Source organism: Pseudomonas sp. NPDC089395 (assembly GCF_044749525.1).
Classification (GTDB): domain Bacteria; phylum Pseudomonadota; class Gammaproteobacteria; order Pseudomonadales; family Pseudomonadaceae; genus Aquipseudomonas.
The window spans coordinates 90,547-116,448 of sequence record NZ_JBIVID010000002.1; the positions used below are offsets into that span (position 1 = coordinate 90,547).

The 25,902-nt window shown below is 57.2% G+C and carries 24 protein-coding genes; 10 read left to right on the plus strand and 14 right to left on the minus strand.

All coding sequences use genetic code 11. The annotated features are described in order from the left end of the window. Positions 1–11: 11 nt before the first annotated feature. The 10 genes from paaD to paaF form a co-directional block, all read right to left on the minus strand. Complete coding sequence (gene paaD, locus ACIPZG_RS05420) at positions 12–545, minus strand: 1,2-phenylacetyl-CoA epoxidase subunit PaaD (RefSeq protein ID WP_400711123.1); 534 nt, start codon at positions 543–545, stop codon at positions 12–14. Beyond that, entirely contained in the window at positions 532–1,290 is a 759-nt protein-coding gene (gene paaC / locus ACIPZG_RS05425) for a 1,2-phenylacetyl-CoA epoxidase subunit PaaC (RefSeq protein WP_400711126.1), read from the minus strand. Before paaC ends, paaD begins: the two co-directional genes overlap by 14 nt. An 8-nt stretch (positions 1,291–1,298) precedes the next feature. Then, positions 1,299–1,580 carry a 1,2-phenylacetyl-CoA epoxidase subunit PaaB gene (paaB, locus tag ACIPZG_RS05430; protein WP_008096376.1) on the minus strand — a complete coding sequence of 94 codons (282 nt, stop codon included), beginning with the start codon at positions 1,578–1,580 and terminating at the stop codon, positions 1,299–1,301. 24 nt (positions 1,581–1,604) lie between these two features. Next, complete coding sequence (gene paaA, locus ACIPZG_RS05435; RefSeq protein WP_008096373.1) at positions 1,605–2,594, minus strand: 1,2-phenylacetyl-CoA epoxidase subunit PaaA; 990 nt, start codon at positions 2,592–2,594, stop codon at positions 1,605–1,607. A gap of 276 nt (positions 2,595–2,870) precedes the next feature. Beyond that, entirely contained in the window at positions 2,871–4,190 is a 1,320-nt protein-coding gene (paaK, locus tag ACIPZG_RS05440; protein ID WP_400711129.1) for a phenylacetate--CoA ligase PaaK, read from the minus strand. Positions 4,191–4,301: 111 nt separating this feature from the next. Next, complete coding sequence (gene pcaF, locus ACIPZG_RS05445) at positions 4,302–5,522, minus strand: 3-oxoadipyl-CoA thiolase (RefSeq protein WP_400711132.1); 1,221 nt, start codon at positions 5,520–5,522, stop codon at positions 4,302–4,304. Beyond that, a complete protein-coding gene (gene paaI, locus ACIPZG_RS05450; RefSeq protein ID WP_400711135.1) occupies positions 5,515–5,967 on the minus strand; it encodes a hydroxyphenylacetyl-CoA thioesterase PaaI in 453 nt (150 codons plus the stop codon). The genes pcaF and paaI overlap by 8 nt, the downstream gene beginning before the upstream one ends. Next, positions 5,960–7,477, minus strand: a complete 1,518-nt coding sequence (gene paaH, locus ACIPZG_RS05455) for a 3-hydroxyacyl-CoA dehydrogenase PaaH (RefSeq protein WP_400711138.1) — start codon at positions 7,475–7,477, stop codon at positions 5,960–5,962. The genes paaI and paaH overlap by 8 nt, the downstream gene beginning before the upstream one ends. 2 nt (positions 7,478–7,479) lie before the next feature. Next, positions 7,480–8,271 (minus strand): 2-(1,2-epoxy-1,2-dihydrophenyl)acetyl-CoA isomerase PaaG, encoded by a 792-nt coding sequence (gene paaG, locus ACIPZG_RS05460; RefSeq protein ID WP_400711141.1) that lies wholly within the window; start codon positions 8,269–8,271, stop codon positions 7,480–7,482. Between the two features lie 36 nt (positions 8,272–8,307). Further along, positions 8,308–9,081: a 2,3-dehydroadipyl-CoA hydratase PaaF gene (paaF, locus tag ACIPZG_RS05465; protein ID WP_400711144.1), complete on the minus strand. Its 774-nt coding sequence runs from the start codon at positions 9,079–9,081 to the stop codon at positions 8,308–8,310. Between the two features lie 281 nt (positions 9,082–9,362). On the opposite strand from paaF, the gene paaY reads away from it, so the two are divergent. Next, positions 9,363–9,962, plus strand: coding sequence for a phenylacetic acid degradation protein PaaY (gene paaY, locus ACIPZG_RS05470; RefSeq protein ID WP_400711147.1), 600 nt, complete (start codon positions 9,363–9,365; stop codon positions 9,960–9,962). 77 nt (positions 9,963–10,039) lie between these two features. After that, complete coding sequence (paaX, locus tag ACIPZG_RS05475; protein ID WP_400712194.1) at positions 10,040–10,963, plus strand: phenylacetic acid degradation operon negative regulatory protein PaaX; 924 nt, start codon at positions 10,040–10,042, stop codon at positions 10,961–10,963. A gap of 8 nt (positions 10,964–10,971) precedes the next feature. On the opposite strand, the gene rfaD is transcribed toward paaX, so the two are convergent. Next, complete coding sequence (gene rfaD / locus ACIPZG_RS05480; protein WP_400711149.1) at positions 10,972–12,003, minus strand: ADP-glyceromanno-heptose 6-epimerase; 1,032 nt, start codon at positions 12,001–12,003, stop codon at positions 10,972–10,974. Between the two features lie 1,387 nt (positions 12,004–13,390). Between rfaD and ACIPZG_RS05485 the strand changes: the two genes are divergently transcribed. The 4 genes from ACIPZG_RS05485 (at position 13,391) to ACIPZG_RS05500 (ending at position 18,530) form a co-directional block, all read left to right on the plus strand. Beyond that, complete coding sequence (locus tag ACIPZG_RS05485; RefSeq protein ID WP_400639552.1) at positions 13,391–13,993, plus strand: hypothetical protein; 603 nt, start codon at positions 13,391–13,393, stop codon at positions 13,991–13,993. Between the two features lie 44 nt (positions 13,994–14,037). Beyond that, positions 14,038–16,011 (plus strand): hypothetical protein, encoded by a 1,974-nt coding sequence (locus tag ACIPZG_RS05490; protein WP_400639551.1) that lies wholly within the window; start codon positions 14,038–14,040, stop codon positions 16,009–16,011. A 9-nt stretch (positions 16,012–16,020) separates the two neighbouring features. Further along, positions 16,021–17,013, plus strand: a complete 993-nt coding sequence (locus tag ACIPZG_RS05495; RefSeq protein WP_400639550.1) for an ATP-binding protein — start codon at positions 16,021–16,023, stop codon at positions 17,011–17,013. An 80-nt stretch (positions 17,014–17,093) separates the two neighbouring features. Further along, positions 17,094–18,530 carry a hypothetical protein gene (locus ACIPZG_RS05500; RefSeq protein WP_400711152.1) on the plus strand — a complete coding sequence of 479 codons (1,437 nt, stop codon included), beginning with the start codon at positions 17,094–17,096 and terminating at the stop codon, positions 18,528–18,530. A 68-nt stretch (positions 18,531–18,598) separates the two neighbouring features. Here the strand turns inward: ACIPZG_RS05500 and ACIPZG_RS05505 are convergent, their stop codons facing one another. Further along, the gene (locus tag ACIPZG_RS05505; protein WP_400639547.1) at positions 18,599–19,084 is read right to left on the minus strand and encodes a helix-turn-helix domain-containing protein; all 486 of its coding nucleotides are present in this window, start codon (positions 19,082–19,084) and stop codon (positions 18,599–18,601) included. A 636-nt stretch (positions 19,085–19,720) separates the two neighbouring features. Between ACIPZG_RS05505 and ACIPZG_RS05510 the strand changes: the two genes are divergently transcribed. The 3 genes from ACIPZG_RS05510 to ACIPZG_RS05520 all read left to right on the plus strand — a co-directional run bounded on the left by ACIPZG_RS05510 (position 19,721) and on the right by ACIPZG_RS05520 (position 21,365). Beyond that, positions 19,721–20,125, plus strand: coding sequence for a DUF6957 family protein (locus ACIPZG_RS05510; RefSeq protein ID WP_400639545.1), 405 nt, complete (start codon positions 19,721–19,723; stop codon positions 20,123–20,125). Positions 20,126–20,211: 86 nt separating this feature from the next. After that, the gene (locus ACIPZG_RS05515) at positions 20,212–20,943 is read left to right on the plus strand and encodes a metallophosphoesterase (RefSeq protein ID WP_336084869.1); all 732 of its coding nucleotides are present in this window, start codon (positions 20,212–20,214) and stop codon (positions 20,941–20,943) included. Positions 20,944–21,005: 62 nt separating this feature from the next. Continuing rightward, on the plus strand, positions 21,006–21,365 hold the full coding sequence (locus ACIPZG_RS05520; RefSeq protein ID WP_336084871.1) for a hypothetical protein: 360 nt from the start codon (positions 21,006–21,008) through the stop codon (positions 21,363–21,365). A 37-nt stretch (positions 21,366–21,402) separates the two neighbouring features. On the opposite strand, the gene ACIPZG_RS05525 is transcribed toward ACIPZG_RS05520, so the two are convergent. Continuing rightward, on the minus strand, positions 21,403–21,681 hold the full coding sequence (locus ACIPZG_RS05525) for a hypothetical protein (protein WP_336084873.1): 279 nt from the start codon (positions 21,679–21,681) through the stop codon (positions 21,403–21,405). 131 nt (positions 21,682–21,812) lie between these two features. Between ACIPZG_RS05525 and ACIPZG_RS05530 the strand changes: the two genes are divergently transcribed. Beyond that, positions 21,813–22,154, plus strand: a complete 342-nt coding sequence (locus ACIPZG_RS05530; protein WP_336084875.1) for a hypothetical protein — start codon at positions 21,813–21,815, stop codon at positions 22,152–22,154. 552 nt (positions 22,155–22,706) lie between these two features. Here the strand turns inward: ACIPZG_RS05530 and ACIPZG_RS05535 are convergent. After that, positions 22,707–25,361 (minus strand): TrlF family AAA-like ATPase, encoded by a 2,655-nt coding sequence (locus ACIPZG_RS05535; RefSeq protein WP_400639544.1) that lies wholly within the window; start codon positions 25,359–25,361, stop codon positions 22,707–22,709. Between the last annotated feature and the right edge of the window lie 541 nt (positions 25,362–25,902).

Consider the following 25,902-nt stretch of genomic DNA (forward strand, 5'->3'; position numbering starts at 1 on the left):
TTCTCCACGGCTCAAATGCATTTGAAATAGTCGAACGGCTCCAGGCACTCGCGGCAGCGATACAGCGCCTTGCAGGCCGTGGAGCCGAACTGGCTGAGCAGCTCGGTGTTGTCGCTGGCGCACTGCGGGCAGCACACCTGGGGCGTTTCGCCGAGCAGGCTGCGCTTGCTGGCGCTGCCTTGCGGCGGGGCGATGCCATAGACCCGCAGGCGTTCGCGGCCAAGGTCGCTGATCCAGTCGGTGCTCCAGGCCGGGGTCAGCCGGCGCTCGAGGTCTGGTGCGGCAAACCCGGCCTGTTCCAGCGCCTGGCGGATATCGCCCTCGATCACCTCGGTGGCGGGGCAGCCGGAGTAGGTCGGCGTGACCACCAGGTGCAGGTGCCCGGCGCGCCAGTCGAGGTCGCGGACAATCCCAAGGTCCACCACGCTGACCACCGGCACTTCCGGGTCCATGACCTGGCCCAGCACCTCCCAGGCGCGGGCCAGGTCGTCGCCGCGTGGCGCGCGAGCGCCACGGTCACCGACGATCAGCTCACCAGGTTGCATCGGGGTAGGCCCTTGGCAGGAACTGCATTTCGGCCAGCAACAGGCCCAGGTGCTCGGTGTGCAGGCCTTGTCGACCACTGAGGTAGAAGTGGCTGGCCGCCTTGGGCAGGGGCAGGTCGACCGTGGCGAACAGGGTGCTTATCTGCTGCAGCCAGGCCGCGCCGACCTGGGCAGGGTCGGCAGCGATACCGGCTTCGGCCAGGGCCACTTCGCTGTCGCTGCCCGCCGCAAGCTCCACGGTGAAACGCCACAGGGCAGGAATCGCTTCGAGCATGCGGCGGCGGCTTTCGTCGGTGCCGCCACCCAGGCGCTGCACCCACTCGGCGGAGCGGCGCAGGTGGTAGGTGACTTCCTTGAGCGCCTTGGCGGCGATGCCCGCGATACGTTCGTCGCTGGAGTCGGCCAGGCGCTGCAGCACGGCATGGTGCCAGGCGTCATAGAAGAACTGCTTGGCCATGGTCACGGCGAAATCGCCGTTGGGCTGTTCGACCAGCAGCAGGTTGCGGTACGCCCGCTCGTCGCGGCGAAACGCCAGGGCGTCGGCGTCGCGGCCGTCATCGAGCAGTTCGGCGGCGTATTCCAGCCAGTTGCGGGCCTGGCCAACCAGGTCCAGGCCGACGTTCATCAGGGCCAGTTCTTCTTCCAGTGCCGGTGCGTGACCGCACCATTGGCACAGGCGCTGGCCCTGGATCAGGGCGCTGTCGCCGAGCAGCAACAAGTAGGGGATAAGTGCTTGCTTGTGCATGGCCAACCTCACATGTGTCCGACTTCGTCGGGCAGTTCGTAGAAGCTGGCGTGGCGGTAGACCTTGTCGTCCGAGGGCACGAACAGCGGGTCTTTTTCGTCAGGCGAAGAGGCGGTGATCAGCGCCGAAGGCACGACCCACAGGCTCACGCCTTCGCTGCGGCGGGTGTACAGCTCGCGGGCATTCTCGATGGCCATGGCGGCGTCGGCGGCATGCACGCTGCCGACATGCTTGTGGTTCAGGCCGTGCTTGCTGCGCACGAACACTTCGTAGAGGGTCCAGACAGACATTTTCAATCTCCGCATCAATCGCCGTCAGGCGGCATTCTTGTTCTGTTGTTTGCGTGCGTAGGCCACGGCCGCTTCACGGACCCAGGCACCATCCTCGATGGCCTTGCGCCGGGTGGCGACGCGCTCCAGGTTGCAGGGGCCGTTGCCCTTGATGACTTCGTAGAACTCGTCCCACTGGATTTCGCCGAAGTCGTAGTGGCCGCGGGCTTCGTTCCATTTGAGGTCTGGATCGGGGGCGGTGCAGCCGAGCAGTTCGAGCTGCGGCACGGTCTGGTCGATGAAGCGCTGGCGCAGTTCATCGTTGGTCTGGCGCTTGATCTTCCAGGCCATGGACTGGGCGCTGTTGGGCGAATGTTCGTCGCTTGGGCCGAACATCATCAGGGCCGGCCACCACAGGCGGTTGATGGCGTCCTGGACCATGTCCTTCTGCGCCTGGGTGCCCTCGCGCATCATGGTCAGCAGCAGCTCGTAGCCCTGGCGCTGGTGGAAGCTCTCTTCCTTGCAGATGCGGATCATGGCGCGGGAGTAGGGGCCGTACGAGGTGCGCTGCAGCACCACCTGGTTGACGATGGCGGCGCCGTCGACCAGCCAGCCCACGGCGCCCATGTCGGCCCAGCTCAGGGTCGGGTAGTTGAAGATGCTCGAATACTTGGCCTTGCCGCTGTGCAGCTTGGCGATCTCTTCGTCGCGGTCGGCGCCGAGGGTTTCCATCGCGCTGTACAGGTACAGGCCGTGGCCGGCTTCGTCCTGGATCTTGGCCATCAGCTGCAGCTTGCGCTTGAGGCTCGGGGCACGGGTGACCCAGTTGCCTTCGGGCAGCATGCCGACGATTTCCGAATGGGCGTGCTGGGAGATCTGCCGGATCAGGGTCTGGCGGTAGGCCTCGGGCATCCAGTTCTTGGCTTCGATCTTGATTTCGGCGTCGATCTTTTCCTGGAAGTTGCGCTCTTCGGGCGACATCTCCTCCAGCGACTTGACGCGTTTGACTCCGGTTTCCACTAGCTGTGCGTACATGTTCCGACTCCTGCTAAGGCATGAGTCATTTGTAAGCGATACAAAACATAACGTCAAACAGTTTTATGTGTATCAAATATGATTTGTGTATCGCTTTGCTGGACTTGGGGCTGCTGCGCAGCCCTTTCGCGACACAAGGCCGCTCCTACAGGGGGGGGGCGCGCAGGCCTTGTAGGAGCGGCCTTGCGTCGCGAAAGGGGCGCAACGCGCCCCCAGCTTTCTCCCAGGCAAAAAAAAGCCCCGGACTGAGCCGGGGCGCAAAAGGCAGCTGATGAATCAGCTGGCCAACCGTTTGTCGAACACATGGCACGCCTTGCCTTCGGAGCGCTTCAGCGTCCCGCAGGGCTGCAGCCGCACCAGGCTGCTGATGCCGATGTAGGTCTTGATCTGCTTGGTCAATTCAGATGCGATCAGCTTGCGCTGGCCTTCGTCCAGATTCTGGCATTCCGCACGCAGTTCCACATGCACCTCGACACTGTCCAGGTTGCCATTGCGATACAGATGGATCTCATAAAGCTCAGAAAGCTGTTTTATTTTAAGCACCTGCTCCTCGATCTGTGTCGGGAACACGTTGACCCCACGAATGATCAGCATGTCATCGCTGCGCCCGGTGATCTTGCCGATACGCCGCATCGGCCGCGCCGTGCCCGGCAACAGGCGGGTCAGGTCACGGGTGCGGTAGCGCACCATCGGCAACGCCTCCTTGCTCAGCGAGGTGAACACCAGCTCGCCGAGCTGGCCGTCGGGCAGCACCGCGCCGGTAACCGGGTCGATGATCTCGGGGTAGAAGTGGTCTTCCCAGATGGTCGGGCCGTCCTTGGTCTCGATGCACTCCATGGCCACGCCCGGGCCCATGATTTCCGACAGGCCGTAGATGTCCAGGGCATCGATGCCCAGGCGCTGTTCGATGGAGCGGCGCAACTCGTCGGTCCACGGCTCGGCACCGAAGATGCCCAGGCGCAGCTTGAGGTCGTTGGGGTCGATGCCCTGGCGCTCGATCTCGTCGGCCAGGTTGAGCATGTAGGACGGCGTGACCATGATGATGTCGGGCTGGAAGTCACGAATCAGCTGCACCTGCTTCTCGGTCTGGCCGCCGGACATGGGGATCACCGTGCAACCCAGGCGCTCGGCGCCGTAGTGGGCACCCAGGCCGCCGGTGAACAGGCCATAGCCGTAGGACACATGCACCTTGTCGCCTTTGCGGCCACCGGCGGCGCGAATGGAACGGGCGACCACGTTGGCCCAGGTGTCGATGTCGTTCTGGGTGTAGCCCACCACGGTCGGCTTGCCGGTGGTGCCGCTGGAAGCGTGCAGGCGCACCACTTCCTGCTGGGGCACGGCGAACATGCCGTAGGGGTAGTTGTCGCGCAGGTCGTTCTTGCCGGTGAAGGGGAACTTCGCCAGGTCGTCGAGTGAATTCAGGTCATCAGGGTGGGCGCCGCATTCGTCGAAGCGCTTGCGGTACAGCGGCACGTTGTCGTAGGCGTGCTTGAGGCTCCAGCGCAACCGTTCCAGCTGGTGTTGACGCAGCTCATCGACACTGGCGGTTTCCATCGGGTCCAGCAGGGCACGATCGGCTTTATGGTACATATTCATGGCATCACTCGAATTGTTCTTGTAGACCGGTCCTGCCGAGCGAACAGCAGGGCCGTGAGTGTCATGGACGCAGCATAACCGGCGGCGTCGCGTTCAGTAACACGCCATTGGTCAGAGGCGTTCAATGACCATGGCGATGCCTTGGCCGACGCCGATGCACATGGTGCACAGGGCGTAGCGTCCGGCGGTTTCTTCCAGTTGGTGCAGGGCGGTGGTGACCAGGCGTGCGCCGCTCATGCCCAGCGGGTGGCCAAGGGCGATGGCGCCGCCGTTGGGGTTGACCCGTGGGTCGTCGTCCTGCAGGCCCAGCTCACGCAATACGGCCAGGCCCTGGGCGGCGAAGGCCTCGTTGAGTTCGATCACATCCATGTCGTCCAGGGACAGGCCGGTCAGGGCCAGCACCTTGCGGGTCGCCGGCACCGGGCCGATGCCCATGAGGCGCGGCTCGACCCCGGCCACCGCCATGCCGACGATGCGCCCGCGTGCCTTCAGGCCATGGCGATGGGCCGCTTCGCTGCTGGCCAGCAGCAGTGCGCAGGCACCGTCGTTGACACCCGAGGCGTTGCCGGCGGTAACGCTGCCGCCCTGGCGGAACGGCGTGCCGAGCTTGGCAAGCTGTTCGAGGGTGGTGTCTGCGCGTGGGTGTTCGTCGTGCTCGACACGCAGGGCCGGGCCTTTGCGCTGGGCGATCTCCACCGGCACGATCTCCCGCGCCAGGCGACCGCGCGCCTGGGCGGCAGCGGCCTTGTGCTGGCTGCGCAGGGCGAAGGCATCCTGGTCGGCGCGGGAAATGGCAAATTGTTCGGCGACGTTTTCCGCGGTTTCCGGCATCGAGTCGATGCCGTATTCGGCCTGCATCAGCTTGTTGACGAAACGCCAGCCGATGGTGGTGTCGTACAGTTCGGCGCTGCGGCCAAAGGCCTGCTCGGACTTGCCCATGACGAACGGCGCCCGCGACATCGACTCGACCCCGCCGGCCAGCATCAGGCCAGCTTCACCGCAGCGCAGGGCGCGGGCGGCATTGCCGATGGCATCCATGCCCGAGCCGCACAGGCGGTTGATCGTGGTGCCCGGCACGTCGATCGGCAGCCCGGCCAGCAGCGTGGCCATGTGCGCGACGTTGCGGTTGTCTTCACCGGCCTGGTTGGCGCAGCCAAGGATCACGTCGTCGATGGCCTGCCAGTCCAGTTCCGGGTGACGTGCGACCAGCGCCTTGATCGGCACTGCAGCCAGGTCGTCGGCCCGCACACTGCTCAGGGCGCCGCCGTAGCGGCCGATTGGCGTGCGCACGGCATCGATGATCAGCGCCTCGGAAAGGGTGTGTTCAGTCATCTTGCTTCTCCTGCGCGAGCACGGTGCCGCGCACTTTGTAGGATTTGCCATGGAACAGGGCGATCAGCTCGCCACGCTGGTTTTCGATGCGCACGTCGTACAGGCCGGTGCGGCCCTTGCGGCTCTGTTCGCTGGCGGTGGCAGTGAGCAGGTCGCCGCACAGCGCCGGGGCGACATAGTCGATGCTGCAGCCCAGGGCGACGGTGGCTTCGTCATAGCTGTTGCAGGCGAAGGCGAACGCCGAGTCGGCCAGGGCGAACAGGAAGCCGCCGTGGCAGGTGCCGTGGCCCTGGATCATGTCGGCACGTACCGGCATGCTCAGGCGCGCGCGGCCAGCACCGGCGTCCAGCAGGTTGATGCCTAGCGCCTGGGTAGCCTGGTCGCGGGAAAACATGGCATCGGCGCAGGCCTGGGCCAGTTCGTCAGGGGTGCGCAGGTCAGTCATGCAGGGGAGCTCCTTGGGCCGCTTTGCGGCGCAGCAACAGGGAAGGGCGGTAGCGGCTTTCGCCGTAGCTGCGCTGCAGGTTGTCGAGCACGCGCAGGGTGTAGCCGATGCCGATCTGCTCGGCCCAGGCCAGCGGGCCGCGTGGGTAATTGACCCCCGCGCGCATGGCCAGGTCGATGTCGGCCGCACTGCCGACGCCCTGCAACACGGCGTCCGCCGCTTCGTTGGCGAGCATGGCCACGGTACGCAGCACCACCAGGCCAGGCAGGTCGGCCACGGCCGCGACTTGCAGGCCGGCACGCTGCAGCAGCGCCACGGCCTGATCGCGGGCTTCGGTGGTGGTATCGGCCGACCAACTGATGGCGATGCGCGAGGCGCTGCGGTAATCCAGCGCCAGGTCGACCAGCACCAGGTTGCGCAGGCCTTCTTCGCGGGCCCGCTGACTGGCCAGGCGGCCATCGGACAACGCCAGGGTCGCATCGCCGACCTGGATCAGGCCGCGACCATCGCGCTGGGCGATGTCCAGCCCGTTGTCACGCAAGCGTTCGACCAGCGGTTGCATCACGCCCAGGTCACCCTCGACCACGCAGTGCTCGACTGTCAGCGGGCTGTGCAGGGCAGCGGCTTGCGGGCGTTGCGCGCCTTCGGCGTAGCTGTAGAAGCCATGGCCGCTCTTGCGCCCCAGGCGCCCGGCATCGACCAGCTCCTTCTGCACTAGCGAGGGCTGGAAGCGGAAGTCGCCATAAAAGGCATCGAACACCGAGCAGGTGACGGCGTAGTTGACGTCGTGGCCGATCAGGTCGGTGAGCTCGAAGGCGCCCATGCGGAAACCGCCGGCGTCACGCAGCAGGGCATCCAGGGTGGCGCAATCCGCCGAGCCTTCCTGGAGCAGGCGCAGGCTTTCGGCATAGAAGGGACGGGCGACGCGGTTGACGATGAAGCCCGGGGTGGAGCGGGCATGTACCGGTTGTTTGCCCCAGGCCTTGGCCGTTTCATAAAGGCAGGCAGCCAGGGTGGGCTCGGTGGCAAGGCCAGAGACGATTTCAACCAGGGCCATCAATGGCGCCGGGTTGAAGAAGTGCATGCCAATGACTTGCTGTGGCCGCTTAAGGCCTGCGGCCAGACTGGTAATGGACAGCGACGAGGTATTGCTGGCAAGGATGCAATCGTCCGCGCACAGCGCTTCGAGCTGACGCAGCAGGCCTTGCTTGACCTGCAGGTTCTCGACGATGGCCTCGATCACCAGCCGGGCATCGGCCAGGGTTTCGATGGCCTCCACCGGCTGCAGGCGGTCGATGATGGCCTGTCGGGCATCGGCCTGCAGCTTGCCTTTTTCCACCAGGCGCCCGAGCTGCTGGTCGATGCCAGCCACGGCCTGGGCCGCCGCACCGGGGCGGTTGTCGTAGAGTTTTACCGGGTGCCCGGCCTGGGCTGCGACCTGGGCGATGCCTGCACCCATGGCGCCGGCACCGATCACTGCCACCAGGGCGCTAGTGTCCAATGCGTTCATGTTCAGCGGCCCTTGAATGCAGGTGTGCGCTTGTTCATGAAGGCGCTGACGCCTTCGCGGTAGTCCTCGCTGCGCCCGGCCAGGCGCTGCAGGTCGCGTTCCATTTCCAGCTGCTGGTCGAAGCTGTTGTCGAAGCTGGCATTGAGGCTGCGCTTGATCAACGCCAGGCCGTAGGTTGGCTGGCTGGCCAGATGGCGCGCCAGGGCCAGGGCTTCGTCGCGCAGATCGGCATCGTCGACCACGCGGTGAATCAATCCCCAGCGCTCGGCCTGTTCGGCGCTCAGGCGCTCACCCAGCATGGCCAGCGCTTTGGCCCGAGCCATGCCGACCAGTCGCGGCAGCAACCAGGTGCCGCCGGAGTCCGGCACCAGGCCGATCTTGCAGAAGGCCTGGATAAAGCTGGCCGAACGTGCTGCCAGCACCAGGTCGCAGGCCAGCGGGATGTTCGCCCCGGCGCCTGCGGCCACACCGTTGACGGCGCAGATCACCGGCAGCGGCAGATCGCGCAGGGTGCGCACCATCGGGTTGTAGAAGCGCTCGATGGACTCGCCCAGGTCGGGCATCGCCGCGCCCGGCGCGACATTGCGGTCGGACAGGTCCTGGCCTGCGCAGAAGCCGCGGCCTTCGCCGGTCAGCAGCAGCACCCGGGCCTGGTCGCTCTGGCGTACCTGCTTGAGGGCCTCGCGCACCTCCAGGTGCATTTGCGTATTGAAGCTGTTCAGCTGCTCGGGCCGGTTCAGCGAGAGGAGGGCGACGCCGTCCTCGATGGAAAACAGGATGTGCTCGAAAGTCATCTCAGACTCGCTCCGTCAGGCGGTGAAAAGGGCAGGTCATCGGCCTTTGAACTGGGCCGGGCGTTTTTCCTGGAAGGCGCGGATGCCCTCGTCGCGGTCGGCGGTGCCGGCCAGCAGGGTGAAGGCGTGGCGTTCGAAACGCAGGCCGCTGGCAAGGTCAGTGTCGCCCGCCTTGAGCAGCGCTTCCTTGGCCAGGCGTACCGCCAGCGGCGCCTTGGCGGCGATGCTGCGGGCCACCTGCAGGGCACGTTCGACGGCCAGTTCAGGCTGGGTGATCTCGCTGACCAGGCCGGCCTGCAGGGCGTGCCGGGCCGTAATGGCTTCGCCGGTCAGCACCATTTGCATCGCCAGGGGTTTGCCGACTGCGCGCAGCAGGCGCTGGGTGCCGCCTGCGCCGGGCATGATGCCAAGGTTGATTTCCGGCTGGCCGAAACGGGCATCTTCGCCTGCGATGACGATGTCGGCGCACATCACCAGTTCGCAGCCGCCGCCCAGGGCGTAGCCGTTGACGGCGGCGATCAGTGGTTTGGAAAACGCGGCGATGCGTTGCCAGTGGCCAACGCGCGGGTCGTTGAGGATGCCGACCAGGTCGCGTTCGGCCATTTCGCCAATGTCGGCACCGGCGGCGAAGGCCTTGCGGCTGCCGGTGATGACCACGGCGCGGGTCTGCTCGTCGCGTTCGGCGCTGTCCAGTTCGCTGGCGAGCTCGGCCAGCAGTTCGGTGCACAAGGCATTGAGTGCCTCTGGCCGTTGCAGGGTGACCAGGCGCACGCCGTGTTCAGGCGCTTGCACATGGAGATAACGCGGCATGTGGGGTTCCTCAGGCTGCTCGCACGGCGCATCGAATGGCCGGCGTTTCTTGGAATTGTCTGCAGGGGCGACGGCTGACCGTGCCCAGGTGGAACCAGTATAAGCACTATGCGATACATGAATGCAATAGCATGCTGTCGTTTGTGTATCTTATGTGTGCTCGCCAGTCTTCAGTGGATTCTTTGAATCCTGCGAATCAAGCCGGGTGAATAGGGTTTGACGAAAAACCAATTTACGATACAAGATCTGCAAACGTTGCGAATCATTTCAGGATAAACGACATGCCTTGCTACCGCCTCGATGGCTTGACCCCAGTGATCGACCCGACTGCCTATGTCCACCCCAGTGCCGTGCTGATCGGTGACGTGATCGTGGGCCCGCGTTGCTACGTAGGGCCATTGGCATCCCTGCGCGGTGATTTCGGCCGTATCGTCCTGGAGGAGGGTGCCAACCTGCAGGACACCTGCGTCATGCATGGCTTCCCAGGCGGCGACACGGTCATCGAGCGCAACGGCCACGTTGGCCATGGCGCGGTGTTGCACGGCTGCCGGGTGGGCGAGGACGCGTTGATCGGCATGAATGCCGTGGTCATGGATGGCGCCCACGTAGCGCCGCGCTGCATCGTTGCGGCCACGGCATTCGTCAAGGCCGGCTTCGCCTGCCCCGAACAGAGCCTGGTGATGGGCGCGCCGGCGCAAGTCAAGCGCCCGCTGACCGAACAGGAACTGGCCTGGAAACAGCGGGGCACCGCCGAGTACCAGCGGCTGAGCCAACGCTGCATGGCCAGCATGGTCGAATGCCCACCGCTGACCGAGGCCGAGGCGCAGCGCCCGCGCATGGGTGACAATGGCTTGCGGCCCAAAGGCGAGGCGGGTGCATGAACCTTCCTGCGCAGCGCCATGGCCAGGCAGCCCGCCGCACAGGTATAGTCGGTGCTTTCTCCGCGCACAGTTCCTCCATGAGCAACCTCGCCCCGCTGAACACCCTGATCACCCGCTTCCAGGAGCAGACGCCGATCCGCGCCAGTTCGCTGATCATCACCCTGTACGGCGATGCCATCGAACCCCATGGCGGCACGGTCTGGCTTGGCAGCCTGATCAACCTGCTGGAGCCGATCGGCATCAATGAACGGCTGATCCGCACCTCGATCTTTCGCCTGACCAAGGAAGGCTGGCTGACCGCCGAAAAAGTCGGCCGACGCAGCTACTACAGCCTGACCGGCACCGGCCGGCGCCGCTTTGAAAAGGCCTTCAAGCGGGTCTACAGCCCCAGCCAGCCGGCCTGGGATGGCGCCTGGACCCTGGTGCTGCTGTCCCAGCTCGACGCAAGCAAGCGCAAGGCCGTGCGTGAAGAGCTGGAGTGGCAGGGCTTTGGCGTGATGGCGCCGAACGTGCTGGGTTGCCCACGGGCCGATCGCGGCGACCTGGCGGCCACCCTGCGCGAGCTGGAGGCGAGCGACGACAGCATCGTCTTCGAAACCCACACCCAGGAGGTGCTGGCGTCCAAGGCCATGCGCGCGCAGGTACGGGAAAGCTGGCGTATCGACGAGCTGGGGCAGCAGTACAGCGAGTTCATCCAGCTGTTCCGCCCCCTGTGGCAGAGCCTGAAAGAGCAGGCCGAGCTCAATGCCCAGGATTGCTTCCTGGCGCGCACCTTGCTCATTCACGAATATCGCAGGTTGCTGCTGCGCGATCCCCAGTTGCCGGACGAACTACTGCCAGGTGACTGGGAGGGCAGGGCCGCGCGGCAGCTGTGCCGTAACCTGTATCGGCTGATCTTCGCCAAGAGCGAGGAGCTGCTCAATGCTGCGCTGGAAACGGCGGACGGCCCCTTGCCGGATGTCAACGAGAGCTTCTACAAGCGTTTCGGCGGCTTGGTCTGAGGACGCTGTCAAGCAGCGCCCACTTGAGTGAATGGCATCTGCAGGGGCTGTTGCTTGCCTAGCAACCAGTCGCAGTACCGCGCAACGCCTTGTTCAACGGTCGCTGTGGCGTCCTTGAAGCCCGCGTTGCGCAGATGCTGCAGGTCGGCGCAGGTGTAGCACTGGTACTTGCCACGCAGGTGCTCGGGAAACTCGCTGTATTCCAGCACACCGTCACGCAACGCCGCCTGCAGCGACAACGGCGTGCGACCTTGCTGGCCCCGCAAACGATTGATGACGGCCAGGGCCACATCGTTGAACGGCTGGGCGCGCCCGCTGCCGACATTGAAGATGCCGCTCTGGTGCGGGTGATCGAGGAAGAACAGGTTGACCTTGACCACGTCATCCACCGACACGAAGTCGCGCAGGTGGCCACCGCTTGGGTATTCGCCATAACGGCCGAACAGGCTGACCTTGCCGTGGGCCTGGTACTGGTTGAAGCAGTGCAGGGCTACCGATGCCATCGCGCCTTTGTGCTGTTCGCGAGGGCCGTAGACGTTGAAGTAGCGCAGCCCGACGATCTGGCTGCGTGCACCCGGCAGTTGCCGCCGCACATATTGATCGAACAGGAACTTGGAATAGCCGTAGACGTTCAGCGGCTGCTCGTGTTCGCGTTGTTCACGGAAGTTATGCCCCGCGCCATAGACCGCAGCCGAAGAGGCGTACAGCAGCGGAATCTGCTGCGCTTGAGCAGTGCCAAGCAGATCGCAACTGTAGCGGTAGTTGTTTTCCATCATGAAACGCCCGTCACCTTCGACGGTGCTGGAGCAGGCGCCCTGGTGCAACACCGCGCGAACCTTGAAGAACTGGCCCTGGCGCAAGCGGTCGAGGAAGTCGTCCTTGTCCAGGTAATCAGCGATGTCACAGTCGGCCAGGTTGCGAAACTTGTCGCCATCGGTCAGGTCGTCGACGGCGATGATCTGGGTTTCATTGCGGCGGTTGAGCGCCTTGACCAGATTGCTGCCAATGAAACCGGCGGCGCCGGTCACGATAATCGTCATGCCTAATCCCCCAGTGAGGGTGCGGAGCTCATAGTCTGGGGGAGGTTAGGTGGGTGATCCTTAATCTGGATCAATCAATCCGCCCATGGGCGATAAGGCAATATAGAAAGCAGGGCACAACTGCATTACCAAGATGACTTTTAAATAACTAAACTAAATAGTCATTTAGTGGAGTTATAACCACATAAGGAGAAAACGAGGCTGGAGGAGGTTAGCTCACTCAAACGATCGGTCATCTTCGCGAAGTACTTGATAACTAACCCCCTGGTGCGCAGTACAGACCTACAGAATCTGCCACGAGGCGTGGGGGCTAATCTCCAGAGCTACGTTAGCACACCATACTGCACTGTTGAAAATACAACCCGTACGAGAACAAGTACCTGGTCGCCACAGCGACGTATAAATACACCCTGTAAACCACTTTTTTACGTGTTAACTACAGTGGTTTACACGTAAAAAAAGTGGTTTACAACCCCCATAGATAGGCCTTCAAACCGGCATTTCACTGTGAAACGCGCCCATCGGAGAGCACCATGCTCTGACGCCAACTAACACACCTGTCCGTCATCAAATCAAACGCTCATGAGATCCCGCTGCGGTGAAGACATGCTTAAAGCCTCACATCCAGGCAAAAGCATGCTTCCACATTCCGTAGCATCCCCGACGCGCTAGGCATCTGCTTGTGACCTCAAAAGACCAAAGCACTGGCGACCTTGATTACTAGTGGTACGAACGTCGTCGTGGATAGTGAATTTTGGCATGTGCGGACGCGGTTCAGCTTCGTGCCGGCTTGGACAGCAGATGGTGGACACAGCGGCAACAGGAACTAACTCATGAAACAGGAGGGAAAATCGCCAGCACGTGAGCGACGGTCACACGAACGGCCCGCAGGTAAGAAGTAAATTTTGAACTCGGAGGAAAAACACGGCAGTTCAAGTACACGGAAGAAACGATAACCCCATCCCCGGTAGCTAATTTAACCAGACAAATCAGTGAGTTGGAAATTTTCATCCCGCTATTCAGTGAGTCAGTTGGTAAAAATTACTTCCAGTATTAAGAAGTAACTTCGACCTCATCGCACCGTTAAGAGGTAAATTTGACCCTACGGCATCACTCGTCATTAGGATTCACTGAGTGGAATGACTATCTCATAGTTTTTGTTAAAAAAGCCTTGTGGATGAGAGTTTTTATAGCTTACTGGTCTTTAAGCGGCTTCGGAAGTAGCAAATCAGTCCTAAACGGCTCCATTCGTCATACTAAAGTTCAGGAAGCAATTTCGTACCTTCGTATCCACTGAGACCTATCCAAAATGCCATCACTCAAAGGGCACCGCCGCAAGCAGCTGGCAGCTAGCAGAAAGACGAGTGCTCACAACCGAAGCTTATGGATGACGTACAGCCCCAAAATGGATGCTGACCTCATCATCCTGGGTGATCTAGAGATCATCCATTGGGCTACGGAGCTTGAGACTTCTTGCGACGTGCTGACGTACCGGTTCGATGAAGACGTTAAGGTAAGCGTGGATGCGGAAGGGGTAGAGAATTTCAAGAAAGTCAGAGGCATATGGGTTGAGCACAAGGATGGCTCGATTGCACTCCACCAAATCGACCCCAGTGAGAGGCTAGTACCTGACCGAAAAACCATCCCGATTAGATACTGTCTTATAGATCAGGTCATTCGGCACGGACATCTCGTTTCAATTTCTTATGCCCGTCTAGCCTTGGAAGCCCACAAGCTTGGATTCTGGCTTAAAGTAATTACCATGGCATCACAGGTCAGGGGCTATGTGCTCGACCATGAAATAAAACTTGTTGGAACTCAAGTCCAGTTAATGAAGGAGGGCACTATCCGGTCTCTCCTTGCTGAGCTGTCTTTTTCAGATCAGGCTATCGCACTAGGGGTCATTTGTAGACTAATAATCTCAGGAAGTATTGGAGTTGAAGCGGAAAAAAATGGATTTGGTTATGACACAGTGTGGCACCAACCATGATTAGACGGTCGCGTTCGGAAATTGTGACCCTTATACAGGCATCAATGCCTTGGGAAAGTGTGTCTGAGCAATCATTGTCTCCAGAAACTGCGGCAGTTTTTAAGCATCGGAAAAAAGCGCTAGAGATGTATATGGAGGGGTGCACGATATCAGACATAATGCACCAGACCACAGTAGACGGTAGCTATCTGAAAAAAATGATCAAGCGATGTTTGACTGTGGCTCCAAACGGTTTTGTCTACGGATATAGTGCGCTGCTGCCCAATACGGCCATCAAGGTTTACAGGCGGACAAAGCTTGTCGATGCGTCGCTGTGGCAATCGGGTGCAGGCTTCGCCGGAATGTTGGGATCTACTTTTGCGCGGTACCCAGACCTTGAATCAAGACTCACAGCGCTTATTTTGAAAAAAAAACTAAAGCCAAAGCTAAAGCAAAACGACAAGAGCAAGGTAGTACATGAGTTTTCGAAAAGAGCGATAGATATTCATCTGGACTTTATAGAAATACTCAAGGAGAAAGGGCATCCGATAACAGAGTGGCCATTTAATACAACGCATAAGGGAATCAAACCCTTGACTAAGTTTTTCAACGAGGTGCGAGAAGCGCATTATGAGCGTGTCGTGCACCTTACTGGAGATAGTGGCGCGATTGCGCATGTTCCTGTAGGAACTGGCCATCGCTCACTGACCAGGTCGGCAGGCCTGATGGATATGATAGAAATTGATTCATATACATTTGATGCCATGTTTGTTTTGATTCGTGAGCACGAACATGGCCTGGAAACCTATCATGTATTGAAAAGGTTGCATGTGCTTGTGGCGGTCGAGTCTTTGACTACTGCGGTACTTTGGTATTATGTTGTGCATGGAAACGATGTGTGTGCTGAAGATGTTTTGGCGCTAATGCGGCAAATGCTGAGCGCTCAACTTCCGAAACCTGAATTCACTATCAAGAATCTAAAGTTGTTCGAGGGCGCAGGGTATCCCGCAGAATTGTTCCCGGAAATGGTGCAAGTTTTGCCATTAATTATTAAAATGGATAATGCGCTTGCGCATCTCGGTCGTAAAGTGAGCACTGAGATGAGGAAGCAAACTGGATGCATCCTCGAATTCGGCGTGCCTGGTCGACCAGAAAGACGTCCACATATAGAGCATGCGTTCAAACGACTAGCGGAAGACTTGATCCAGCGTTTTCCAAGCACTACTGGCTCCGGCCCTAATAATGGTAGAGCGGATGATCCTGAACTAGCAGCTTGCAAATTCCGGATCGCCAGTGATGACTTGGATCAGTTGGTATATACCTTTTTCGCGAACCTCAATGCGGAGCCCTCCGAAGGTTTGCGTTTCTTGTCTCCACTGGAAGCCGTTTCACAACTGGTCAAAAAAGATCATTACTTACCGAGGCTTCCGCCAAATGATGTGAGGAAGACGTTAGGAGTGGTCACTGTAACGATTTCTCGTGAGGTAAAAGGAGGGGTAAAAGATGGCCATCGCCCTTATGTCACTATTCATAAAGCCAGATATACCTCCGATCGACTGATTGATAGTCCTGAGCTCATAGGGAAAAAACTCATAATTGAAGTCCAGGACTCGGATTTGCGCGTCGTTAATGCATATCTAGAGAATGGATCACCTATAGGCCCACTCACCGTGCAGGGCGACTGGGCAGAAGTGCCGCACAGCCTAAGAACTCGAAAAGAGATAAATTCGCTCATTGCTAGAAAGATTATCTTTCGAGTTAAGGGCGTGTGTATCGTTACAGTGTATACCCGCCATCTTGAAGCAAATCTAGATAATGCTGCAGCGCGTAAGAGACAAGATAAAAAATCGGGAACTACACTCGACAGAGTACGATTTGAACAGTCTCAGAGCTCGCTTGATAATGAGTCTCTGGTTGAACGCGAAACACAGGAATTACCCATGTCTTCTCCCTCAGCGGTCGCTACGCCAATACCTAAGCGCGAATATCTTGTGCCGCCCAGTGACCTAGATCTCCTTGATTTGGTGAAAAAGCTTTGAGGGGACATCATGAATACCTATGATCCACTTGACGCTCAGCAGCAACGAAATCTCTTTTGGAATCATCCATTAGTGACGAAAAACTATGTTGCATTGACGCCGAGTATGCCTCAAGTGCTTGAGGTGGTCATGGACTCTATCGCGCTTCATAAAAAAAGCCTTGTTTTTAAGGCGTTTCCTCGAATGGGCAAAACTACGATATGCAAATTCGTGGTTAGTGCACTGGATCGTCATCCTGCCTTTAAGGATAGACCCATTAGCCTGGTTTCCGCGGATACCAATGGGGAACTGAAGCACCGGGAAAGTATCGTCATCAGCCTTGCAAAGTTTTTAAGGCTCCCTATGCCTGCCAGGCCGGTGATCGCGTCAGTGAGAACAAAAGTATTACATGAAATCGAAAGTCAGCTGCGTAATAAGTCGGGTAGGCACTGGATCCTGATTATAGATGAGCTTCAAACACTCAGCATTGAAGATTTCGAACACCTGCAATACCTCCAGAATGAGCTTGCGCTGCATAATGTCGACACAACGCTTATCGGCTTCAGCCAAACGCAAATTGATCATAAAATAACTTTGCTGGAACTGCAAAAGCGTGCGGAGTTGATTGTTCGGTTTCTCAATGAGGTATGGGATTTGCCTTGTTGCACTGATCATGGCTGGATATGTCAAACTCTTAAAGGGTATGATAATGATTTTACTTACCCGCCAGGAAGTGATTGTAGCTATACTCAGTTTTTTTTACCTCAAGCCTATGCTTCTGGTTTTCGTCTGGCTGCCGTGGCTCCAGATATTTACAAAGTGATGTTGGAGTCTTCCAAAACACTCCGTCTTCCTTTATTGCCTACTGAATTTATATTCGAAGTGTGTAGGCTAGTCTTGATTCGTTCTAGTGATCGAGATTCTGAAAGCTTCATATTGTCACGGGAAAACATAGAGTCCGCGGTGAAGGAGTCAAAGCTAAAAAGCTACGTAGATATCCTAAATAATCTTGGTGTCCTATGAGCCCTACAAATTCATTGCGCTTAACATATCTCCGGCCTTCCTTCAAATATCAGTCGTCCTGGCTTGTGTTTGTTCACTTGATGAAATGGAATCATATATTTGCGTTTGAAGACGTTCGCGATCTAATAGGTTTGCCTGGGGGCTTGGTCACCGACACGAATCGCTGGTGGGATGGTGAACATGTTCCTCATTGGGCGGTAGAAAAAGCATGTGGGCTTGGGAGCGATGAACTTAAATACTCGTATATTGATGGTTGGTTCCCCTTGCCACGGACGTGGGAGCGGGAAACATTAGAAATGAGGCCGCGACCTAGGATTAGACATTGCCCGGAATGTATTAAATACGGATATCATTCTGTAGTGTTCTACTTTGAGCACATTTCTCACTGTCCATGGCATCATTTACCTCTGCAGTATTGTCAGAATTGTTCAGATTTTTTGCACAGAAGATGGCCGGTTAAGAAAGGATTTGCAGGCGCAGCAGAAGCGTGCGAGCACATGAAAATAGTCCTTGATATTGTATCGCCGGAGAGGCTTCAAAAAAATCATATGGTTGAAATGGAGGAATGGTGCGAAGGATTTAGAGGCTGGGTAAAGCATGCGGTGAAATTGATTGGGCAGGGAGCTTATGAAATTGTGGTCGCAATACCGTCACAGTTGCAAGATGAAGAAGCAGTATTTAATTATTTGGCAGGCGGTTGTCTGTTGGGTGGTTCTTCGCCGCGTATAGACCCGCCATTTACAATACTCATAATTCCTCGATCGAAGCTCGTCTGGGAAAAGCGCTTTCATGATTTTCTTCGATTTCCCGGAATACGGACTATGATCCGGGACGCCATACGGGCGATGCAGCCGCACGCTGATATTCTTGATGTGATTGCGACAGCTAAATCTATAAGGCGTTACATTTTTCGTCGCTATATAAAGTATCATAAGAAATGCTTCGCGCGACTCGCTCGTGCAACCACAAGTGCTTGGTATACATTAGATCTTGAAGGTGCCTGCCCTTGTGTAATGGCTTATTTAATTACCTTTTCTAGGCAGTGGGGTGTTTCGCCCTGGGATTTGCTGCATGAAAAAAATAGCCATTCGAGATCATTTAATGAAAGGTTTTACGGACGGGGCGAGACGCTCGTATGCGAAGCTCAGGTGGGAATGTATAAGTTGATTGGTGATTTCTATCGGATATGGAGTGTATTACGTCATTTCAAGGAGATCAATTGTCGCACATTGGTCTTGAATTATAGGAATGATGGCGATCACCCTAGCTATATTGCGCCGAAGATATACGAAAGTACGCGGCGACACCGGGATTATATTTACTGGGATGCACTCATGTTCATGGAGAATCCAGATGTTGCGCTCGCAGAGAGTATCCCAGACTGCGTTTCCCGCCGCAGGCAACCTTTGCAAGTGCGCCTTCAACGTTGGGATTACTCTGTGTTGAGTAAAAATAAAAACATTCTCTGCGCTCTGCACTATTGCGGCGCCAATAACAATCTCCGGCTTGATTTATAGATGGAACAAATTTTGTTTTTTTTGATTAATAGTCATCGCGGTCGTGTTTTTATTGCAGCGCCTACCAGTCATTGAGCCTTACGCCAAATTCTACCAACAGTCGTCTGATGAATTCCTAACTCTCTAGCAGTTTCACTTTGACTGAAACCCTTATCCCGAAGTTTCAACGCTTCCTGGATGATGCTATCAGGAAGGCTCCATCCTGCTTTTTCCTTCACTAGCTTGCCATCTGAGAAGTGCTTTGGCATGTCTGCAACGATCCCCAGAGCATCAAGCTTTTGAATTTCCTTTTTCAGATCCGCACGACGCTCCCCGATGGACAACCGCCCATCATAGCTTGAGGCCACCATTAACAAAGCCATCGGATCGAAGCACAGCGCTTCAGCGATGTTGCCTAACATCTCCAATGTAACGCCAGTTTTGGCGTTTTCCAGACGCTGTAGGTGGCGAGGCTCGATCTTGGTCTTGATCTTTGCATACAGCTGATCACGAGACATCCCGCGGCTGGCGCGCGCGAGACGCAGCACTGCTGCGAGGGCTTCCCTCGATACCATGTCGAATCCTCAAAAGTGAGGATAAGGCCATATTGATCATATGCACGCCATGACATATAGTTCATGGCGTGCATAGGATGGCCACCTTGGGTCTCGCAACCCGCGTGGAGTCTAAGGCTAGCGCTAGCGGCCTCCAGCCAACGAATGGCAAAAAATGACGATCATGGTCGGAAGTATGGCCTTCAGTGACCGTTGCGTGTGGGCTATCCCGTCGTAGGGAGTGCCTTTCATGTGACCAGCAATGCTAGGAAGAAATGTGTTTTTGACGAAGAGCGATGAGCTCCAAGGGAGGTTCAGGATTGAGGACTCAGAAGTCCTATTCTGGAAATCGATCAACCTAAGCCGCTGCACCTACGTGTTTTTAGTCGAAGGGGTAGGTTTCGATGCAGGCGCCCTTGGCGCTACATCACAGCTTGTGTGTGACGTATCAAGGATCAAGTCGCTGTGGGAAAACGGATCACCGGAGCTCCTAAGCGTGCACAGGGTGTACGTGATTCCGCCACTAGCCCTGCGTAAGACCGGTTGCTACATGGAGCCGCTGTCTGAGATCCGAATCCGCGGCGGCAGCGAGAGGTCTCCTATCTATGAGTTCGTTACAGATACAGGTCGTGTTTTCAGCAGCGACGAGGTCTGACCATGGCTGTCACGCTGGAAGAGGTGAGTGAGTTTTTCTACGGGCAAGGGAAGGTTGTCTCGGGATGGGAGGGTGACGATGGCGCGCTGATAGAGCTCGCTGACGCGTATCACCCAGGTAAGCCGTATTGCTTGGTGCGTAAGTGGATCGTTGCCGATCTGCAACTCTCACAGGCAGAGCTGGAACGATTGAAATCTGAGGCGGTACTGCCTTTGGTGCTCTTTGCACATGAAGTAGTCCTCGACAGTCGCAATCGATTCGCCCCTGGGCATTGGGTGCGTAGCAACTTCGGGATCTCGCACAGCCAACCATGCATGTTCGAAACCAGGAGCACGGTTTACCTTCTGTTAGGTGATGGCTGCAGGAAGCGCTCTACCCTCAACACGGTTTTTTCACTGCGTCCCTAGCTCAATCCCAGAGCTAGCCCGGCTTCCCTTCGGTGAAGCCTTGGAGAAGCGATCCATACAATGCCGCTCGGAGCGTGAGAGAGCTGATGAAGGTTTTGGTGTATTCAGATTTGCATTTGGAATTTCGGGGTTTCGAGCCGCCCCAGGTCGACGCCGATTTGGTGGTGCTCGCTGGAGACATTTCAGTGCGCGGTCAGGGCGTGACCTGGGCGAACCAGACCTTCGCTTGCCCGGTCATCTACGTCCCCGGGAACCACGAATACTACAAAGGCGGACACCTGGATCGTACGCTCATAAAGATGAAGGAGGCTGCGGAGGAGCATGTGCATGTCCTCGAAAATGAATCTCTGGTCATTAGAGATACCCGCTTTCTGGTTACCACCGCCTGGACAGACTTCACCTCAACCGGCGACTACAAAGCGGCGATATACGATTGTTGGGAGTGCATGAATGACTTTAAGGTTATCCGGAGCGGGGAGGGTTTTAGGAAGCTTCGACCTGTAGATCTCATCGCTCGCAACATTACCGCTCGCGATTTTCTTGCCACCGAGCTCGCTAAGGACTTTGAGGGAAAGACGGTTGTGATCACTCACCACTGCCCGATACAGGAAGTGGCTGGTGATGGACACGTGGGCCATCTTGGTGCTGCGTATTTCAACGAGTGGCATGACCTGGTCGCTCAGGCTGATGTCTGGTTTTTTGGTCACACGCATCACGCGGTCGACACGGTCATTTCCGGCTGCCGACTCGTATCGAACCCAAGAGGGTATCCGGGCGAGCGCACCGGTTTCTCGCCGGATTTCACCATCGAGATTTAATCTGCCGTGGGACAGTCCTCTCGGTAGAGCACCAGGATTAGAAGTAGGAGCAGGAACAACGAATGTCAGATGAAGTCGTCATTGAATACCACGTCAAAGAGCTCTCGGATTTTCAGCTCAAGAGGATCTTACGGGCGATGTCTCTCAGGTACCCGTCACCCTTTACAGGCTACCTGAGCGATGTTTTCATCGCGTCCGAGCGCGCTGTAGGCATCGTTTTTTGCCACACCGATCCGGGGCAGTTTGACCAACGGGCGGATGGGCACATCCTGCAGACGTCTAGCATCGAGCATCTGAAGAAGGTAGGGCGTTACTGGGTGATCACGACGACTGAGGGAGAGTTTGTGCTGACGTCCTTCAAGCGGGGATTGGGAAGGGCGAGCTTACGAGCGCTCATAGGGGAAATGATTCCAACACCATAACCAGACGCTTCCGTGCGCTGGATGAACGATGCTGCGATCAAGCTTCCAACAGCAGGGTTCGGCGTCGGTGGATACTACTCAGGATTTTGTAATCACGAATGCGGTTGTTGGAGAGATGACCGGCATCAACCAGACCACGAATGTAGCCTTCGGCTTTGCCCCGGGCTTCGCGCAGTTCACCTTCAGATGCGCTGCAGCGAATGTCATCAACGATCAGTTGCCAGCGCTGACTCTGGCGAGCACCAATCGGGTCGTCGGAGAAGTCGGGAGCAGTGAGAAGAATTTCGTAGTAGCCAGCAACAGGTGGATTGCTCAATTGCAGCGTTCCTCAAATTTAACTTGCTGCAAGGCTAGCATGCGCACATCTAATCGCTTGTTGCTGGTCAGCCCATAGGTTGGCACCTCGTGTGTAAGCTTCCGCGGGCGTCACAGCATAGGAGGTAAAACATGGTTAAACGGCGAGCGCCGCTTTCCACGTCCAAGATTGTCGATGTCTCGCCATCAGCCATGCCCAGTACGGTAGCCAAGGCGATGCAGTTCGAATTCGATTTAGAGGTCACGGCGTACCTATCTTCGGTTGAGTACGGGCCGCATGAGCTTTTCCTGAGAGGGGTCGTCTTCGGTGACCGCCAGCGGCGTTTTGATGATGGCGATCCGATTCGCACCTCCAACATCGTGAGTTGCGAAGATCTCCAGGGATACGTAGTCGCGCGCACCCGCAACAGCACATACGTTGTCTGCGACTGGGCGGCAGATGGTGCGAGAGGGGGTTCGAAGGCCCAACACTGAAGATGGCAGATGAGCTCACGTTCGAGTGATTCAGTACATGACAGCGGCGTGAGGAAAAGCAGGTGAGGATCACAGGCGAGACCGACCCAGGTAAGGTCACAGACGTTTTCTGTGACATGTGTGGAGAATCAACACGCGTTCCAGCCGGCGATCTGCAGTTTGGAACGATGCATGCGTCATGGGGCAAGGGCTCAGCGCACTGCGGGGAAAACTATAAAGTGCACCTTTGCGAAAACTGCTTCTTCGCTCAGCTAGCACATATGAAGCGCGTTCGATGGGGGAGCGTGATGTTCGAGGACGAAGGCGACTCGATAATGCGCAACCAGGCATATGGAAGGGTTGGGCAGATGCCTGACTCCGACGGTGTCGCGGATCGATAAGCGTTCATGTGACCAGACGTTCCGAGTCATTAGGATATGAGATGGTCAGGACGCCAGTCCCGGTCTCCACGCAGCAAGAAAATGAACACTCACGGCCGATGCTACCTAGGGCAGTGGCGAAATGTATGAAGCTGCAAGTCCCTGAGCGCACCGATGCCCCTGTTCGCAACCCCTAAAACTCATATTTCTCCTTGCGCTGAATGAACGCCGCCCGACCACCCTCTAGTATTTTCGCTACCTGGTCACGGATGACGGGTACATCAATGGAACCCTGAGCCTCCATGGTCAAGGAGCCGCGATTCTCTTCTGCCGTAAAGACGCCAATCCATTCCGCGTCACCAAAGACTGGAATGTTGGCGTTGTGAGTGGCGAACAAGAACTGTCTGGATGTCTTAGCGTCGCGTAATTCCGCCACGATCCTGTCCGCAATGAAGGCGTTGTCCAGGTTGTCCTCCGGTTGATCCATCAATAATGGGTCAGGGTTATCTAGGAGGAGCATGTGAAGAATGGCCGTGCACTGCTGACCAGTCGAGAGCTTGGTCAGGGGTTTAAATACCGGTTCTACATCGTCGTGAGCGACGTTGAGGGAAATATCTACACGGTGCTCCAGATCCAGCGCTTCCATCTCCATGATCTGTGAGGGCTGCAGTTTGGTAAGCGCCTCAGCAACCAGGGGCGTGGCTCCCCATTCGAGGCAAACAACGCCAGGCCCTGCAGCGATGGATTTCACGAGTGCGGAAGGAGATAGGCCTGTTGCTTCTTCGATCCAGGCCAGCCGCCTTTCGCCGACGTTTTCAAGTTTGCAGGCAAGTAGAAAGTCACGAATTGGCGTCCGATCAGCATCCGGGACGATTTCTATCTTCAGCTTCTTTTTGAGCCGCCGGCTCATTTGTTTAGCAGCTCCGATCAGCGCGCCAATGTGCTCTGCTCTGAGGTCGGACAACTCTGCTAGAAGGTTGCGGCGCTCCTGCCGAAGATCATCCAGCTGCCCCTGATGTGTAGGCAGCTTCGTCTTCAAGGGTTTAATGCCTTCAATGTCTTGCTGCAGACGCTGATACGCCGCACCGATTTCCTGACCGCTTTTGCCGGCCATGTCAGGCAGGGCGCGAAGCTCTTTTTCAAGCTCGGTGTCATGCCCTTTGACTAACTGTTCCCAGTTGCGATGCGCAGCATCGAATGACTGGACTGCTTCGTCTACAAGGCTCTGCATGGCCTTCAGATGCACCGCACAGTCCTCAGTGAGCTTCTCCAGTGACGCTCGCATGGTCAGTAGCACATCAATGTCCGGTACGCCTTTGAGGGCCTCATCATTGATAAACGAAAGCTCCGGGAAGTGACTAACGAAGGTGGGAATCGCAGTCTCGACCTGTTTCAATGCCTGCTTGGCGCTTTTGGCCATCTCTCGCTCTCGGGCGAGCAGAGAGGTTTTGGCCAGTTTGTCTTTGACGCCGAGATCCTCGAAGCCCCGTAGCTGCTCTTCTAGGTTGGGCAGGCGATCAACCTGAGAAGAGAGATCGTCGATGTCCGCTAGTGCCTTTGAGACCTTCTGTTGGTTGGCTTTTAGTCGGCCCTGCACATTAGACAGCTTGTGTCTGTATTCGCCCTCCTGGGGTAGGAACCGTTCGAGCAACTGAATGCGGCTGGATGGATCTTGGGCAAGCTCATAAATCTCGTTTTGCCCAAAGATGTCGATGGCTGGCATCAGGTCAGCAGGTGACATGGTGGACACGTCGCCATGTTCGTCACGAACCACGGGAGGCTCACCGTAGCGACGGCTCACGGTATAGCCCCGACCGTTTTGCGAGGAGGAAACCAAGCTCAGCTCGATTCGTCCTCCTTCACGGCTGAGATTCTCCTTGATGATTTCTGTGTGCAGCTTCCGGGCTTGAATACCCTTCGGGGCACAGTCAAGGACATAGCGCACACACTCCAGCAGTGTTGATTTTCCCGTACCTCGACCGCCGATGACCGTGTTTAAGTGGTCTGAGAAGTTGATCTTCACCCCATCAAGATACCCACCCGTCACAGTTAAGCTGAGCAGGCGACCAATCGGGCTTTTTACCTGAGTCGAATTCAGCCTTATGCGTGACTCCGGATCCAGGAAGGCCACCTTGAAAGCTGAGAAGGTAGGGCGGGTCATCTTGATTAAGCAGGTTGCATTGGCTTTACCGAGGTCTTCAGGCTTCGCGACGTCTTTGGCATTGATGAGCGCCATTGGTCTTTCCCGTCGGTAGGCTGCGTCCCTACCGAGAAGTACGCGACGATAGAAATCGCCATCTTCACCTTCAAGAGCTTCCACCGAATGCGGGATTTGAGCCGCTCTGAGAGCAGGATGCTTCCAGACGTGTTGCAGCCGATGTTTCAGCAAGCCGCTGTCTTGCGTGCAGTGCGCAGCATAGATGAAGCCCCCAAGCTCCTCGATCTTGTTGATTAGCTGAATGGAGCCTAAACGAGAGGGCAAAATTCGTTCTTCAGGATCAAGAAGATCTAGGTTGCCCAGGTAGCGCTCTAGCGACTGCACTGATGTGTTTTCGTCAAACAAACAGACGAAATGGGTCTTGTCGCTGGCCGCGATTTCAAAGCCCGGAAACACCACGATTCCATGGGGCGTCAGTGCCTGACGCAATGCATCGACCGCTGCCACGCTTCCATGGTCTGCCACGCCAATCACGTTCACACCAGTTTCCTGGCACTGCTCAAGCAATGCTTGGTTGTAGGCGGCTTCGTCTATGGCCAGATCGGCGCCCCGATAGGCGGCATGGTACGAGAAGGGATTAACCTGCAGGGCGCAGCGCCAGAAACGTGCGTACATGAAATGCTCTTCCATGATAATTCCTTCATGCTAAATGCGGTGGCAGCGAACCAGCTTTACAGGAATGGCCAGACCCTGATCGTTTAATTGGACGTTCTATGCCAGCGACCTATTTCTTTGGATGCAGCGTAGCCGTTTTGAGCTATCAATGGGCAGCGTGTTGCTCGTTCTCTTCAAGGCTGGCAAGTCGGCCCAACCACGGAGAGCTCTCAGACAGGCTTTCTGGATTGGCCAGTCGACCGGGGCTGGAGGAAGATTCATGAAGGTCGGGCAGGGAAGGTGGTGAGAGCGTATGCAGGTCTAGCCGGCCAGAGCTTCTGGCTGGCTAGTGCAGAGGTTTCAGCTCGTCAGCGGCGTACCTGAACTGGGCCACGAAGTGATCCTTGAAATGATCCCAGCCTTGCACGGGGGAGTGTGACCTATCTGTCAAAGGTCAAGGTTATGATGCGTACACTCAATCGCCGTTACTGCCCCGGCAGGGGCTGGCTCCTCGTGGCTGGGATCCCGAACCCAAGCTTGAACCGTTCAGTTCGGCTAGATCTAGATAAGGATGATG

What these genes read in the sequence shown, in the direction of transcription:
- paaA (WP_008096373.1), bottom strand. Translation starts at nt 2,594, where the DNA reads ATGTACGCACAGCTAGTGGAAACCGGAGTCAAACGCGTCAAGTCGCTG.
- paaX (WP_400712194.1), top strand. Translation starts at nt 10,040, where the DNA reads ATGAGCAACCTCGCCCCGCTGAACACCCTGATCACCCGCTTCCAGGAG.
- ACIPZG_RS05485 (WP_400639552.1), top strand. Translation starts at nt 13,391, where the DNA reads ATGACGTACAGCCCCAAAATGGATGCTGACCTCATCATCCTGGGTGAT.
- ACIPZG_RS05495 (WP_400639550.1), top strand. Translation starts at nt 16,021, where the DNA reads ATGAATACCTATGATCCACTTGACGCTCAGCAGCAACGAAATCTCTTT.
- ACIPZG_RS05500 (WP_400711152.1), top strand. Translation starts at nt 17,094, where the DNA reads ATGAAATGGAATCATATATTTGCGTTTGAAGACGTTCGCGATCTAATA.
- paaG (WP_400711141.1), bottom strand. Translation starts at nt 8,271, where the DNA reads ATGACTTTCGAGCACATCCTGTTTTCCATCGAGGACGGCGTCGCCCTC.
- rfaD (WP_400711149.1), bottom strand. Translation starts at nt 12,003, where the DNA reads ATGACGATTATCGTGACCGGCGCCGCCGGTTTCATTGGCAGCAATCTG.
- ACIPZG_RS05535 (WP_400639544.1), bottom strand. Translation starts at nt 25,361, where the DNA reads ATGGAAGAGCATTTCATGTACGCACGTTTCTGGCGCTGCGCCCTGCAG.
- ACIPZG_RS05515 (WP_336084869.1), top strand. Translation starts at nt 20,212, where the DNA reads ATGAAGGTTTTGGTGTATTCAGATTTGCATTTGGAATTTCGGGGTTTC.
- ACIPZG_RS05490 (WP_400639551.1), top strand. Translation starts at nt 14,038, where the DNA reads ATGCCTTGGGAAAGTGTGTCTGAGCAATCATTGTCTCCAGAAACTGCG.
- paaY (WP_400711147.1), top strand. Translation starts at nt 9,363, where the DNA reads ATGCCTTGCTACCGCCTCGATGGCTTGACCCCAGTGATCGACCCGACT.
- ACIPZG_RS05505 (WP_400639547.1), bottom strand. Translation starts at nt 19,084, where the DNA reads ATGGTATCGAGGGAAGCCCTCGCAGCAGTGCTGCGTCTCGCGCGCGCC.
- paaC (WP_400711126.1), bottom strand. Translation starts at nt 1,290, where the DNA reads ATGCACAAGCAAGCACTTATCCCCTACTTGTTGCTGCTCGGCGACAGC.
- ACIPZG_RS05510 (WP_400639545.1), top strand. Translation starts at nt 19,721, where the DNA reads ATGGCTGTCACGCTGGAAGAGGTGAGTGAGTTTTTCTACGGGCAAGGG.
- ACIPZG_RS05530 (WP_336084875.1), top strand. Translation starts at nt 21,813, where the DNA reads ATGGTTAAACGGCGAGCGCCGCTTTCCACGTCCAAGATTGTCGATGTC.
- paaF (WP_400711144.1), bottom strand. Translation starts at nt 9,081, where the DNA reads ATGCCGCGTTATCTCCATGTGCAAGCGCCTGAACACGGCGTGCGCCTG.
- ACIPZG_RS05520 (WP_336084871.1), top strand. Translation starts at nt 21,006, where the DNA reads ATGTCAGATGAAGTCGTCATTGAATACCACGTCAAAGAGCTCTCGGAT.
- pcaF (WP_400711132.1), bottom strand. Translation starts at nt 5,522, where the DNA reads ATGACTGAACACACCCTTTCCGAGGCGCTGATCATCGATGCCGTGCGC.
- paaK (WP_400711129.1), bottom strand. Translation starts at nt 4,190, where the DNA reads ATGAATATGTACCATAAAGCCGATCGTGCCCTGCTGGACCCGATGGAA.
- paaB (WP_008096376.1), bottom strand. Translation starts at nt 1,580, where the DNA reads ATGTCTGTCTGGACCCTCTACGAAGTGTTCGTGCGCAGCAAGCACGGC.
- paaH (WP_400711138.1), bottom strand. Translation starts at nt 7,477, where the DNA reads ATGAACGCATTGGACACTAGCGCCCTGGTGGCAGTGATCGGTGCCGGC.
- paaI (WP_400711135.1), bottom strand. Translation starts at nt 5,967, where the DNA reads ATGACTGACCTGCGCACCCCTGACGAACTGGCCCAGGCCTGCGCCGAT.
- paaD (WP_400711123.1), bottom strand. Translation starts at nt 545, where the DNA reads ATGCAACCTGGTGAGCTGATCGTCGGTGACCGTGGCGCTCGCGCGCCA.